This window comes from Candidatus Nitrosacidococcus sp. I8 (assembly GCF_945836005.1).
Classification (GTDB): Bacteria; Pseudomonadota; Gammaproteobacteria; order Nitrosococcales; family Nitrosococcaceae; genus Nitrosacidococcus.
This window is the reverse complement of the sequence record NZ_OX241534.1, coordinates 1,417,254-1,430,670: the sequence shown is the minus strand read 5'-3', so window position 1 is coordinate 1,430,670 and position 13,417 is coordinate 1,417,254. Positions and strand designations below refer to the sequence as shown.

The window sequence follows — 13,417 nt, the reverse complement described above, 5'->3', positions numbered from 1 at the left end:
ATAAAAAATTACATTTAAAACCCTCTTTATAATAAAGTACTTATGTATCAAAGTTTTTATAATTTAACGGGAAGAGCCTTTCAACTCAGTGTAAATCCTCAATTTTTTTATGGAAGTACTATCCATAAACGGGCTATTTCTTATCTACGCTATGGACTTATGCAAGGAGAGGGGTTTATTGCTATTACCGGCCCTGTGGGCACTGGTAAAAGTATGCTCGTTCAAATGCTTATTTCAGAGCTTGAGAATGATGTCATTGCTACCCAAATAGGCACAACTCAATTAGAGTCAAGCGATATGCTCCGATACATTGCTGCTTCCTATCACCTGACCTATGAAGGATTAACGAAAGCTGCATTATTAAAAAATCTTGAATCTTTTTTAATTAACCAAACTCAAAGAGGTAGGCGTGTACTGTTAATTGTAGATGAAGCTCAAGATCTGCCTTCAGATTCCCTCGAAGAATTAAGACTCCTTTCTAATTTTCAAATTAATGGTAAAGCACTATTACAATGCTTTTTGCTAGGGCAGAATGAGCTACGGCAAATTTTAGCTTTAAAAAGTATGGAACACTTACGGCAAAGAATTATCGCTGCCTACCATCTTAGCCCTCTAGGCAGAGAAGAAACTCAAGGCTATATTGAACACCGCTTAAAACATGTGGGTTGGCATAAGGATCCTGTAATCACTAGTGATGCTTACCAGTTGATATATAAACATACCCAAGGTATTCCCCGGCGGATCAATATTTTTTGTGAACGATTATTACTTCATGCCTATACTGAAGAATTACATACTATTAGTGAGGATACGGTTCAATCCGTTATTGAAGAGACAAGTTTAGAGAGTTTTACGAATGACTCTAGGTTCTCAAACTGATAATTTTCCAACCTTCATTTTTAGCATGATTTGCTAATTTTTTATCTGGATCCACTGCAGTGGGATAGGTGACTCGCTCTAACAAAGGAATATCATTATGGGAATCACTATAAAACCAGCTAGGATTATTTAAAGATAGATGTTGTGTAGCTAGCCATTCGTTTAGACGGGTTATTTTACCTTCTCGATAGGAAGGAGTTCCTACCACTCTTCCTGTATAACATCCATCTTGCATTTCAGGTTCAGTCGCAATGAGATGCTTCACACCCAGTATTTCTGCAATAGGTTGGGTAATAAATCGATTAGTTGCGGTAATAATTAGTAATATATGCCCTTGCCTTTGATGAAAATTAATTAGCTCTAGGGCTTTAGGTAAAATAATAGGTTGAATTTTTTCTTTAATATATTGGGATCTCCACGTAGTGAGCTGGCTAACAGGGTGGTTTTTTAGTGGCTCAAATTGAAAAGTAAGAAACTCGTAAATATCTAGAATACCCTCTAAGTATTGTTGATAGAACACATCGTTTTTTGCCATTCGATGAGTACCATCAACAATTTCTAGTTCTGCTAAGAATAAATTCCACAAATAATCAGAATCCCCTCCAATCAATGTATTATCTAAATCAAATATTGCCAATCCCATTTTTTCATTACGTCCTTATTTTAAATTTCTTTATAAATAGCCAATAATTTAGATCTAAGTGTTAAAATTTAGATATCTTAAAATATGATAATCGTTATCTTAAGGTAAAGGGTGTAGCAGGTCATGATTGACCAAGATGGTTTTAGAGAAAATGTAGGAATTATTCTATGTAATCCTGATAATAAAGTGTTGTGGGCACGGCGTATTAAAGAACAGGCGTGGCAGTTTCCGCAAGGTGGGGTAAAAAAAAATGAGACTCCAGAGGAGGCGGCATATCGTGAATTAGAAGAAGAGATTGGAATAAAACCAAATCACGCAGAAATTATTGGTTGCACTCGGAATTGGCTGCATTATCGCCTTCCTCAGCATTTTATTCGTTATGATAATAAACCTTTATGCATTGGTCAAAAGCAGATTTGGTATTTATTTCGCTTTATTGGTCAGCATCAAGATGTACAACTAAATTTTTCTAATGTTCCAGAATTTGATTACTGGAGATGGGTAAACTATTGGCATCCTTTGAATGAGATCGTATATTTTAAGCGCAAAGTATATCATAGAGCACTTAATGAGCTGGCACCCTTAATTTTTCCTGATTATCGCCCTTTTAAACCTAGAAGACATTATAGAAGTTTATATAAATACAATAAGCGTTGATCGGAAACAAAATACTATAGGGGCTTTATCAAGATTTTGCTATTGCGTTGATAATTATAGAGTGCTCGTTTATTTTCAGGTAGTGCTTCCAAATCAGTAAGTACGAACCCTCGTTCCTGAAACCAATGGAAAGTTTGGGTGGTAAGCACACAGAGTTGATTTAACCCTTTTTGTTTCGCTGCTTTTTCAATAGTTGCTAATAACGCTGTAGCTCGTCCTGATTTGCGATATTCTGGATGAACCACTAAACATGCAAGTTCTCCTACTTTCTCTTTTGCAAAAGGGTATAGAGCGGCACAAGCAATAATCATTTTGTCCCTCTCCATTACAATAAATCGATGAATTTCAGTTTCTAATTGTTCTCTGGGTCTTCGTACTAATAGTCCTTTTTGTTCAAGAGGAGTGATGAGTTCTAAAATTCCCCCTACATCCTCTATAGTTGCTTTTCTAGTATCTTCAAAAATAGCATTAGTAATGAGGATTCCTACCCCATCTCGTTTAAATAGCTCCATAAGCAATGCACCATCCGTATCTTTGTTAATAATATGAACTCTCTTTACTCCGTACTGACTGGCATGGGCTGCATTAAGTAAATGGGTGATTAAAGATGGATGGAGCTTAGGATAGGATTGGATAAATTGAGTTACTCCTGTAGGGGATAGCTCTTGAGGCAGAGATACTGAGTCCATCTCAGTAGATTGCATCATAAAAATAAGCTTATCTGCTCCCATTGCTATTGCTATAGCTGCAGCAATCTCCTCTCTATCAAGATAGAAAGATTCTCCAGTAGGGGAATAACCTATGGGGGAAATCAACACAATGGATCCTTGGTTTAAAGATTGCTGTATTGCATTGATATCTATTTTTCTTATTTCCCCTCTGTGGCAATAGTCCACACCACCCCTTACTCCTAAGGGGCGAGCTGTAATAAAATTACCTGATAGTATTTGTATACTCATCCCTACCATAAAAGAATGTGTTAGCCCTATGGAAAACAAGGACTCTAATTCAATTCGAGTAGCACCTAATGCTGCTTTAATGTGAGGTAGGAGTCCAGAATGTATGATTTGTATACCATTAACCTCGCTTAAATTTAAATTATTTTGAGTTAGAATATTCTCAATTTGAGTTTCCGCACCATGTACTAATACAATGCGTATTCCTAAACTATATAGAAGGGCTATATCTTGGACAAAGCAGAGAAATCTCGCATCTAAAATAAATGCTCCACTAAAGGAAATAACAAAAGTTTTTCCTCGATGGGCATAAATGTAGGGGGAGGAATTCCTAAGCCAATGAATTTCTGGTAATAAGTGAGTAGAATTAGCCATTTTTAATTAAATATTTTTACTAAAATACAGCCTAGCTTTGCGATAAAAATAAAAGCCATTTTAATTTTTTTAAAGATTTGTGATTCGACAAGCTACTCTTTCTGATTTAGATCACTTAATATTTTTGGAGCATATTTGTTTCAACTCAGATCGCCTTTCTCATCGCCAAGTTCGCTATATGCTTACTCAAGCCAATGGACAGATACTAGTAGCTGAGCAAAACGGAGTAATATTAGGTTATGGGTTACTATTATTTAGAAAAAATTCAAAAATAGCACGGTTATATTCTATTGCAGTCAACCCAACTGCTCGTAGAAAAGGAATTGGGGAAGCACTAGTGAAAGAATCTGAAATTTTTGCTCAAGCCAGAGGATCTACTTCTCTTCGTTTAGAAATTCGAGTAGATAATCTTGCTTCATTAGGATTATTTCACCAATTAGGGTATAAAAAAATTAAAGAACTCAAAAGCTACTACGAAGATGGTATGGATGGAGTACGCTTAGAGAAACAGTTTAAATGAGAGTAATTCGATATATTTTTAAGAAAAAATTATGAAAGCAGTTACTGTTTGCTCACCTGGAGGTCTTGATCACCTTAAAATTTCTGATTTGCCTGATCCTGGTGCACCTGGATTTAATCAGATTCGGGTAGCAGTTCACGCCTCATCATTAAATTTTCACGATCTCTTAGTTGCTAATGGAAGCATTCCTACCGCTGACGGTCGAGTACTAATGGCAGATGCGGCAGGAGTAGTTGAAGAAGTTGGTGAAGGTGTAACAGAGTTTAAAGTGGGTGATTTAGTCGTATCTTGTTTTTTTCCCCAGTGGCAAAATGGGTTACCATTTACACAAGTTACCAATTTTTCAGGTACTCCGGGGGATGGCATCGATGGCTTTGCCTGTGAATACGTGGTAAGACCAGCTACAGATTTTACTTTAGCCCCTTGTGGCTGGGGGTATACTGAAGCAGCTACCATTCCTACAGCTGGATTAACTGCTTGGCGCGCATTAATTGTAAATGGTTCTCTTAAAGCAGGTGAAAAAGTTTTGTTGCTAGGTACGGGCGGAGTATCCATTGCCGCATTACAACTTGCTAAAGCAACGGGGGCTCAAGTAATATGCACTTCCTCTTCTAATGAAAAATTAGATCGTGCCAAAATATTGAGTGCTGATTATCTGATTAACTACCAAGAAATAGCAGAATGGGGTAAAAAGGTATTAGAAATTACAGAAGATGGTGTAGATCATGTGGTCGAAGTGGGTGGACCTGGTACTCTAGATCAGTCAATTATTGCAACTAAAGCAGGTGGTCATATTGCATTAATCGGTATCCTTACGGGGCAACAAGGTACTCTATCTACTCGCCGATTAATGACTAAGCAAATTAGATTACAGGGTTTAATCGTAGGTAATCGCTGTCAACAACAAGATTATATCGCTGCACTTGAACAAACAGGTATACGACCAGTTATCGATTGTAGTTTTAGTTTAGATGAACTGGCTGATGCATTCGATAAAATGCAAAACGGTCAACATTTTGGAAAAATTGTAATTAAGTGGTAGCTTTTAGTACAAAATAAATATAATAGCCCTTAGGTTAGAAATATTTTTCTTAAGTACTTTGTATTTTTTTCTAATCATATAGAAAAAATCTACCATCAAAAAAATAAAATTAAGATATTTTTTATAGATATAAAAACCAGTGGCTAAGTATTTATTTTATCATCTAATAATTTACGCTTCTATAATGGCTTTGAGCCTGCTTAATGATAGCAAGACCATAAAGCATGGCTGAACATCTCTTATTACTGGATCGTCTCTCCGACTGGAAAGAGAGCTATCCCTCTCTTCCTATCATTTCGGCAAAAGATTACCTTACGCTTCCTGAATATGCCAAAAAGAGTCATTTTCATATTATTAATTTATGCCGTAGTTACCATTATTTAAGTCTTGGTTATTACTGCTCCTTACTTGCAGAGGCAAGAGGGCATAAATCTGTTCCTACGGTACGAACTATTCAAGATTTGAGTCGTAAAGCTATTTATAGCTTAGATATTAAAAATTTAACGGCCAAGCTAGATAAGATTTTATCCCGAAGAGAAGAGAATAAAGAGGCAAAAGTATTTACTTTAGTTTTATTTTTTGGTCTTTGTGAATTTAAAGAATTAAAAGAGCTTGGTCGCTTACTTTTTGAAACTTTTCGAACGCCAATTTTGCAAGTTGAATTTCAATATCATAGTTATTGGCGCATTACAGCGATTAAACCCTTTGCTTTTAACAAGCTTACCTCTGAACAAGCTAATTCCTTTTTTATTGCCTTAGAAGGGTATCTTAGCCAGCCATGGCGTAAGCCTAAGAGCCGATCTCATGCTCGTTATGACTTAGCTATATTACACAATCCTAAAGAGCAATTGTCTCCTTCTGATCCTGTAGCGCTCAATAAATTTATTAGGGTAGGAAAACGGCTTGGAGTTAATATAGAGCTTATCCAAAAGCAAGATTATGGGCGGCTTGCTGAATATGATGCCTTATTTATCCGTGAAACAACTCAAATTGATCATCATACCTACCGCTTTGCAAAAAAGGCAGAAAGAGAAGGGATGGTGGTAATTGATGATCCAGACTCTATACTACGCTGTACAAACAAAATTTATCTAAAAGAAATACTAGAAAGCCATCACTTACCTATTCCTAAAACAGTGATGATTCATAAAAAAAACTGGGAAAAAGTAGAACAACATATCCCTTATCCGGTGGTAATTAAAATTCCTGATGGATCTTTTTCCCGTGGCGTATTTAAAGCAACAGATAAAGTAGAGTTGGCTCAAATTACCCAGAGATTATTTAAAAAAACAGACTTACTACTTGCTCAAGAATTTGTTTATACTGATTTTGATTGGCGACTAGGTGTATTAAATAAAAAACCCTTATTTGCCTGTCGCTACTTTATGTCTAAAAAACACTGGCAAATCGTCAACCATAATAATCCTTACCGACCTAAACATGGAAAGTATCAAACTCTAAGCGTTGAGGATATACCTGCCAAAGTTATGAAAGTAGGTTTAAAAGCTGCGAACTTAATTGGAGATGGGTTATATGGAGTGGATTTAAAAGAAACTCCCCACGGAGTAAAAGTAATTGAAATTAATGATAACCCTAATATTGATGCTGGGGTTGAAGACGGAGTACTTAAGGATAAACTCTATGAGCAAATCATTGAAACTTTTGTAATGAGAATAGAACAAAAAAAGTAATCAGATTTTATTGATTAAAAATTGATAATTACGTTTCCAGTAACAATAACTCGGCTACTCCTTGTATTATCATCAAACGCTTTATTAGCTTGGTTATTATTATGCCCTCTCAGTATAGACTCTCGATGACTAAAGAGACCTAAATATCAAAGGTATGCGATTAAATAATAAAAAAAATATTTTGATTTTGAAAAATGAAGAAATAACTACTATACAAATAGCTATATTATGTATTTTAGTTTCTCTATTCTTTATGATTCATGGTTTTTATGGAGGAAAATTATGTTCTTGGGAATACACTCAGTTTTTATTTGATTATAGAGATGAATTTTTAAAGCGAGGGTTAGTAGGTGAGCTTGCTCGCCAGCTTGGTTATCAAATGAGTTATGATTTTGTAACTAAACTATCTTATGGTATCTTCTTTGTCGTTTGTACTGCTTTACTTATTGTAACAATCGCTCCCTTTAAAGGTTATTGGAAACATACCGGATTTTTATTATTCTTTCTATTCGTTTTTTCTCATTCAGGTACTATCCAGCACTTCTATGCTGATTTCCAACATATGGATGGAATTAATTTTGTTTTAGCTCTACTTTCTCTGTTTTTAATCCATAAAATTAAAAAACCATATAAGTACATTTTTGTTTACTTACTTATAGCTATTGCCATACTCATTCATGAGGCTGTCTTATTTATACATATTCCATTAGTATTAGTTTTTTCTTTTTACCTTGATAGCAGTAAAGCAAATATATTACGGCTTTTGTTTTTGCTAGGTACAGTATTATGTACTGTATATGTTGTTTCAGCTTTTGGACTAGCTAAAAATAGTACTTTAGAGGAGCACTATGCAAAGCTAGTCAATACTTATGGAACCATGGTAATGGAAAAATCAGTGGCAGTAGTACATGATCGGGAACTAAAAGAGAATTTAAATGTAACTATAGGTAGAGTAATGGAAGATATCAAGTCTAATCAGCCTTTTATAGTAAGGAATCATATCAAGCTATTTATTGTTTTAATACCCACCTTTTTAATTTATATTAGCTTAGTTTCTGAAGAAATCAAAAAGCACGGTAAGACTAAAGAGTTATTATTACTTTTATCCACATTAAGTCCATTATGCTTATATCCTATTGGATATGATTTTTTTAGATGGTGGGCATTGGCATTAACTAACTTATTTACAATAACAGCACTTATTGCATGGTTAGATAACCAATTTCGTGCATCTCTTATTTCTTTATTTTATCGAAATCAAATCTTAGTGCTCATTTCTATCTTTTTTTCCCTTAAAGCAGGAGGGATAGAGCATGTAGCACATTTTTCTGGAAACTAAGAATCTGAATATAAAATACTTAAGGATAAACTCTGAGAATAGAGCAAAAAAAGTAATCAAATTTTATTGATTAAAAATTGATAATTACGTTTCCAGCAATGATGACTCTACTACTCCTAGTATTATCATCGAACGCTTTATAGCCTGTATTAGAGTACATCCAATCAGTACGAACCTCTGGTCGAAAAGTAACCCATTCTGCCACTTTCCAATTTATCCCTACGGTTGATTCAAAATAGTCTGCAGGAGCAGAGAGTCCATTAGAAAACACCCGAACACCATTAGCATCACGAAACCACTCAAAGCGCATCCCTATTCCAAGATTTTCACTAAGCTTATAGATCAAGTATTGATTCATACCATACCATTTATCCACTTGATCGCTTGCTGTATTGTTATGTTGGATTGCAAAATCATGCTGCCAAGTATAATGCCAACGATCAGTAATATCATGGTTAAACACAAGACTATACATAGTACGTTCACTATGGAGAAGGCTGGAGGGTAGAGCAGATACACTGCCAGTAATTACATTAGCATCAAAAGTACTACGCCCATCATTGCTAACAAAACTGATTCCTCCTAAAAAATTAAAATTTTGCGGATCTTTAGAAAAATTATCCCAGCCTAAAACACCTCCTGCATTAATTTTTATATTATTAGTAATATCAGACTGAGTAATAAATCCTGTATGGGTGAAAGGCTCTCCATATTGCATGGTATAAGCATGGGAGTAAAAAAAGTTATTAGGAGAAGTTACCGTTTCATGACCAATTATCGTATAAAAATGACCTACTTTTAGACTAACCCCTTTGCCATTTTTTCCATAAGGGGCAAAAATTTCTGCATAAAATTGGGGAGTAGCAACTTTATAAAAATTTGAAAAGTTATTGTCTACTATATTCATATCTAACCCAGTTTCCTGGGTAAATGGAGCGTCTACCCCAAACATGAAATCAGCTCGACCACCGAAACTCCATTGATTTTCTTCCTTACTAATAGCACGCTCTACGAATAAGTAGAACTGATCGAGTACTGGAACATTAGCCCGGTTATCAAAAGTTAGTGGACCGTTACGGCCACTCTTTGGAAGATAAGGATTAATTACAACGCCACTTTCTACCCAACCATCTATAGAAAACCCTAGCTGTTTCATAAGTGATTCTTGGCTTAGTTTGTTTTCCGATAGAAGATCAATAAGCCCATTACTTTTTTTAAAATCTACTGCCTCTAGGGGAATAGCAATTGAAGCAATTGCTATAGACAGTAGATGACTTAGCCGTAATTGATATTTTATTTTACTTTTAATCGAATCCAGCCTCTTTTTTTTAAATTTTAAAAATATAGTAAAATCCTAGTTTAAAAAGATGAATAGAATCTCGATTAACCACTATATATAGTACCTAGTCTTTAGCTTAGCAAATAAATATTAAGTTATACTTAATTTTAAGTATGAGAATTTAAAGGATGAACTTATGATTGACGGAAAAATATTAGATGATCTTGCCCATAAATTATCAAAAGTAGTACCTACAGGATTGCAAGATATTCAAAAAGATATAGAAAAAAATTTTCGTGCCATACTCAGTAGTGCTTTTTCCCGATTAGATTTGGTGACTCGGGAAGAATTTGATGTACAACAAGCAGTGCTTGCTCGAACTCGAATAAAATTAGAAGTACTAGAAGCACAAGTAGCTGAACTAGAGGAGAAATTAGGAGTAGGTGCTAGTTCTAAAACACCTACAGAAAAGCACGAATAAGCCTCATTTTATTTTCTGCTAAGTCATATCTATATTCATGCCCTTAGCAGTTATCTATAGTCGTGCTCAATCTGGAATTGAAGCCCCCTTAGTTACAGTAGAAGTACATCTTTCCAATGGGCTTCCTGCTTTTACCATTGTAGGATTACCTGAAGCTACGGTAAAAGAAAGTAGAGAGCGAGTTCGAGGAGCATTACTCAATTCTCGTTTTGAGTTTCCAGCACGGCGGATTACCGTCAATTTAGCACCTGCCGACCTTCCTAAAGAAGGTGGGCGATTTGATTTAGCCATAGCATTAGGTATTTTATCTGCTTCAGGACAAATTTCTCCCTTAAACTTAACGGATTATGAGTTTATTAGCGAGCTTTCCTTAGACGGAGGGTTGAGAAGTGTTCGTGCGGTATTGCCTACTGCATTACAAACGAAAAGGGCTAAACGAATTCTAATTATAGCTAAAGAAAATCTACTAGAAGCTAGGTTAGTTTCTGATATTAAAATATTTTCTTCCTCTAATTTATTAGAAGTATGTCAATTTCTTCAAGAGCAATTCCCTCTTTCTCCGCTACCAAATCTACCTAAAGTTAACAAAAACCGCTATACAGATATAAGTGATGTGCGTGGTCAATACCAAGCGAAGCGAGCTTTAGAAATCGCTGCCGCTGGGGGTCATAATATGTTAATGATTGGTCCACCCGGGGCTGGAAAAACCATGCTAGCTAACTGTCTACCAGGGATTTTGCCTCCAATGACAGAACAAGAAGCTTTAGAAAGCGCGACCGTGCAATCTATTAGTAACCAGGGTTTTAATCCAGATCGTAGCTGGCAGCATCGAACTTTTCGTGCACCTCATCACACAGCCTCTGCAACAGCCCTAGTAGGCGGTGGGGGGCAACCCAAACCAGGGGAGATTTCTCTAGCTCACCATGGGGTATTGTTCTTAGATGAGTTACCTGAATTTGAAAGGAAAGTTTTAGAAGTACTCAGAGAACCTCTAGAATCTGGAAAAATTATTATTTCTCGAGCAGCAAAACAAGTAGAATTTCCTGCAAAATTCCAGCTGATTGCAGCAATGAATCCCTGTCCTTGTGGTTATTTAGGAGATTCTAATGGAAAGTGCCGATGCACTTTAGAGCAAATTCAACGATATCGTGCTAAAGTTTCAGGCCCCTTATTGGATCGGATTGATATTCACATGGAGATACCTTCAGTACCATTAAATTTATTACACTCTAAAGCAGAAGAATCTGTAGAGCAAAGCATACAAGTTCAAGTAAGAGTAAAAAAAGCAAGAAAAGTACAATATAGCCGATCAAATAAACTTAACTGCTGGCTTAATAACAAAGAAATTAGCCAGGTATGTATGCTTAATGCTCAAGGCTATTCTTTATTAGAACAAGCCTCAGAACGCTTAGGGTTTTCTGCACGTGCTTATCATCGTATTTTAAAAGTAGCTCGAACTATTGCTGATTTAGAGAACAGTAAACCTATTGAGATACCTCATCTCTCAGAGGCAATTGGCTATCGACGCTTGGATCGTATCTATGGAAACGCTTAACTCGCAACAAAAACAAGCAGTACGACATATTGATGGTCCTCTATTAGTATTGGCTGGAGCAGGTAGCGGTAAAACAAAAGTGATTACTCATAAAATAGCCTACCTTATCCAAGCTTGTGGGATTTCAGCTCGAACTATTACAGCCGTTACATTTACTAATAAAGCAGCTCGAGAGATGAAAGATCGAATTAATCAACTTTTACCTAAAGAAAAAACTCGAGGGCTAACTGTTTCGACTTTTCATACATTAGGGTTAAATATTTTACGCAAGGAATGGGAATATCTAAATCTTAAAAAGAACTTCTCACTGCTAGATTCTCAGGATAGTCTCTCTCTGATTGCAAATATATGCCAACAAGAGTATACCAATGATGGAGATAAAAACAATTTACAGTGGCAAATCTCTGCTTGGAAAAATACTTTAATCACACCTGAACAGGCATTGAAGCAAGATGGCAGCCCACAGGAAAATTTAGCTGCTCGAGTGTACGAAATTTATGATCAGCGGCTACGATCCTATAATGCAGTGGATTTTGATGATCTTATTGTATTGCCTCTATATTTATTTACTTCTCAAATAGAAGTACTTCATCGCTGGCAAAACCGTTTGCATTACTTGCTCGTGGATGAATATCAAGATACTAATGAGGCACAGTATCAGCTTATTAGAACTTTAGCAGGCGTGTGGAGTGCCTTTACTGTAGTAGGTGATGATGATCAATCTATTTATGCATGGCGAGGGGCACGTCCAGAGAATTTACACCAGCTTAAAGCAGATTTTCCTCAGCTTACAGTCATTAAGTTAGAACAAAACTATCGTTCTACTGCCCGTATTTTACGGGTAGCTAATCAGCTGATTAGCCAAAATCCCCATATTTTTGAAAAACAACTTTGGAGTGCTTTAGGTGAGGGAGATCCAATTCAAGTACTCTCTTGCCAAGATGAATTTCATGAGGCGGACAAGGTAATTGCTCAACTAATGTACCATCAATTTAAATATCGTTGTGCATTTAAAGATTATGCCATTTTGTACCGAGGTAATTATCAATCTCAACCCTTTGAAAAAGCCTTACGTACTCAAGGAATTCCTTATACTTTGAGTGGAGGCACCTCCTTTTTTGATCGCACTGAAATTAAAGATATGATGGCTTATCTACGGCTTTTAACTAATGGGGATGATGATCACGCTTTTTTACGAATCGTAAACATGCCACGGCGAGGAATTGGAGCAGCCACCCTAGAAAAATTAGTACAATATGCGACTTGCCGGGAGCAAAGTCTACTAGGTGCTTGCTTTGAAGTAGGGTTAAATAGCCAACTTCCAAAAGAGGCAGTAGAAAAATTATATAATTTTGCCCGATGGATTGTTGACTTAGAAGATCAAGGGCAACGTGGCGATCCCATTGAAGTAGTTAAGGATTTAATCAAACAATCTGACTATTACCATTGGCTAACTGAAACCTATAATGATCCCCGTACGGTAGAGAAAAAAATAGCAAACATTGAAGATTTAGTTCAGTGGTTAGGGCGTGTATATGAACAAGGAGACAATAAGCAAACACTCAGCGATCTAGTCGCCCACGTTAGTCTCCAAGATATTTTGGAGCGAAACCAAGAGAAAAAAAACCAGGATGCAGTGAGCTTATCTACCCTTCATGCTGCTAAGGGATTAGAATTTCCTCACGTATTTATGGTAGGTATGGAAGAGGAGCTATTACCTCATCGTAACAGCATCGAGCAAGACATTATAGAAGAAGAGCGGCGTTTAGCTTATGTAGGTATCACTCGGGCACAACGAAATTTGTGGTTTACCCTAGCTGAAAAGCGCCAACGATATGGTGAGGTGTTCACTTGTGAACCTAGCCGGTTTTTATCAGAATTACCTCCAGCAGATCTAAGATGGGAAAATCAAGAATCATCAAAAGATCCAGCTGAACGTATTCAGCGGGGACAAGCTCATTTAGCGCATTTGCGTACATTATTAAATTAATTTTTAAATT

The 13,417-nt window shown here is 36.2% G+C and carries 12 protein-coding genes; 9 read left to right on the top strand and 3 right to left on the bottom strand.

What is annotated here, in order from left to right; all coding sequences use genetic code 11:
- Positions 1–42 precede the first annotated feature (42 nt).
- Positions 43–879: an XrtA/PEP-CTERM system-associated ATPase gene (locus tag OOL07_RS07060; RefSeq protein ID WP_264695842.1), complete on the top strand. Its 837-nt coding sequence runs from the start codon at positions 43–45 to the stop codon at positions 877–879.
- On the opposite strand, the gene OOL07_RS07055 is transcribed toward OOL07_RS07060, so the two are convergent.
- Positions 863–1,522, bottom strand: coding sequence for a histidinol-phosphatase (locus OOL07_RS07055; protein ID WP_264695841.1), 660 nt, complete (start codon positions 1,520–1,522; stop codon positions 863–865). The two genes, OOL07_RS07060 and OOL07_RS07055, sit on opposite strands and share 17 nt — an antisense overlap.
- 123 nt (positions 1,523–1,645) lie before the next feature.
- Between OOL07_RS07055 and OOL07_RS07050 the strand changes: the two genes are divergently transcribed.
- On the top strand, positions 1,646–2,179 hold the full coding sequence (locus tag OOL07_RS07050) for an RNA pyrophosphohydrolase (protein WP_264695840.1): 534 nt from the start codon (positions 1,646–1,648) through the stop codon (positions 2,177–2,179).
- Between the two features lie 14 nt (positions 2,180–2,193).
- Here OOL07_RS07050 and argA read toward each other — a convergent pair whose 3' ends face one another.
- Positions 2,194–3,510 carry an amino-acid N-acetyltransferase gene (gene argA / locus OOL07_RS07045; RefSeq protein WP_264695839.1) on the bottom strand — a complete coding sequence of 439 codons (1,317 nt, stop codon included), beginning with the start codon at positions 3,508–3,510 and terminating at the stop codon, positions 2,194–2,196.
- A gap of 79 nt (positions 3,511–3,589) precedes the next feature.
- Between argA and OOL07_RS07040 the strand changes: the two genes are divergently transcribed.
- The 4 genes from OOL07_RS07040 to OOL07_RS07025 all read left to right on the top strand — a co-directional run bounded on the left by OOL07_RS07040 (position 3,590) and on the right by OOL07_RS07025 (position 8,102).
- A complete protein-coding gene (locus OOL07_RS07040) occupies positions 3,590–4,030 on the top strand; it encodes a GNAT family N-acetyltransferase (RefSeq protein ID WP_264695838.1) in 441 nt (146 codons plus the stop codon).
- A 31-nt stretch (positions 4,031–4,061) separates the two neighbouring features.
- The gene (locus OOL07_RS07035) at positions 4,062–5,072 is read left to right on the top strand and encodes a zinc-dependent alcohol dehydrogenase family protein (protein WP_264695837.1); all 1,011 of its coding nucleotides are present in this window, start codon (positions 4,062–4,064) and stop codon (positions 5,070–5,072) included.
- A gap of 224 nt (positions 5,073–5,296) precedes the next feature.
- Positions 5,297–6,763 carry a RimK family ATP-grasp domain-containing protein gene (locus OOL07_RS07030; RefSeq protein ID WP_264695836.1) on the top strand — a complete coding sequence of 489 codons (1,467 nt, stop codon included), beginning with the start codon at positions 5,297–5,299 and terminating at the stop codon, positions 6,761–6,763.
- Between the two features lie 187 nt (positions 6,764–6,950).
- A complete protein-coding gene (locus OOL07_RS07025; RefSeq protein ID WP_264695835.1) occupies positions 6,951–8,102 on the top strand; it encodes a hypothetical protein in 1,152 nt (383 codons plus the stop codon).
- Positions 8,103–8,172: 70 nt separating this feature from the next.
- Here OOL07_RS07025 and OOL07_RS07020 read toward each other — a convergent pair whose 3' ends face one another.
- Positions 8,173–9,258, bottom strand: a complete 1,086-nt coding sequence (locus OOL07_RS07020; RefSeq protein WP_264695834.1) for a porin — start codon at positions 9,256–9,258, stop codon at positions 8,173–8,175.
- 319 nt (positions 9,259–9,577) lie between these two features.
- Here OOL07_RS07020 and ubiK point away from each other — a divergent pair, with 319 nt between their 5' ends.
- The 3 genes from ubiK to rep are packed head-to-tail and all read left to right on the top strand — an operon-like array spanning position 9,578 to position 13,407.
- Positions 9,578–9,862 (top strand): ubiquinone biosynthesis accessory factor UbiK, encoded by a 285-nt coding sequence (gene ubiK / locus OOL07_RS07015; RefSeq protein WP_264695833.1) that lies wholly within the window; start codon positions 9,578–9,580, stop codon positions 9,860–9,862.
- A gap of 37 nt (positions 9,863–9,899) precedes the next feature.
- Positions 9,900–11,417 carry a YifB family Mg chelatase-like AAA ATPase gene (locus OOL07_RS07010; RefSeq protein ID WP_264695832.1) on the top strand — a complete coding sequence of 506 codons (1,518 nt, stop codon included), beginning with the start codon at positions 9,900–9,902 and terminating at the stop codon, positions 11,415–11,417.
- Positions 11,404–13,407, top strand: coding sequence for a DNA helicase Rep (rep, locus tag OOL07_RS07005; RefSeq protein ID WP_264695831.1), 2,004 nt, complete (start codon positions 11,404–11,406; stop codon positions 13,405–13,407). Before OOL07_RS07010 ends, rep begins: the two co-directional genes overlap by 14 nt.
- Positions 13,408–13,417 lie beyond the last annotated feature (10 nt).

What these genes read in the sequence shown, in the direction of transcription:
- rep (WP_264695831.1), top strand. Translation starts at nt 11,404, where the DNA reads ATGGAAACGCTTAACTCGCAACAAAAACAAGCAGTACGACATATTGAT.
- ubiK (WP_264695833.1), top strand. Translation starts at nt 9,578, where the DNA reads ATGATTGACGGAAAAATATTAGATGATCTTGCCCATAAATTATCAAAA.
- OOL07_RS07050 (WP_264695840.1), top strand. Translation starts at nt 1,646, where the DNA reads ATGATTGACCAAGATGGTTTTAGAGAAAATGTAGGAATTATTCTATGT.
- OOL07_RS07020 (WP_264695834.1), bottom strand. Translation starts at nt 9,258, where the DNA reads ATGAAACAGCTAGGGTTTTCTATAGATGGTTGGGTAGAAAGTGGCGTT.
- argA (WP_264695839.1), bottom strand. Translation starts at nt 3,510, where the DNA reads ATGGCTAATTCTACTCACTTATTACCAGAAATTCATTGGCTTAGGAAT.
- OOL07_RS07055 (WP_264695841.1), bottom strand. Translation starts at nt 1,522, where the DNA reads ATGGGATTGGCAATATTTGATTTAGATAATACATTGATTGGAGGGGAT.
- OOL07_RS07030 (WP_264695836.1), top strand. Translation starts at nt 5,297, where the DNA reads ATGGCTGAACATCTCTTATTACTGGATCGTCTCTCCGACTGGAAAGAG.
- OOL07_RS07060 (WP_264695842.1), top strand. Translation starts at nt 43, where the DNA reads ATGTATCAAAGTTTTTATAATTTAACGGGAAGAGCCTTTCAACTCAGT.
- OOL07_RS07010 (WP_264695832.1), top strand. Translation starts at nt 9,900, where the DNA reads ATGCCCTTAGCAGTTATCTATAGTCGTGCTCAATCTGGAATTGAAGCC.
- OOL07_RS07035 (WP_264695837.1), top strand. Translation starts at nt 4,062, where the DNA reads ATGAAAGCAGTTACTGTTTGCTCACCTGGAGGTCTTGATCACCTTAAA.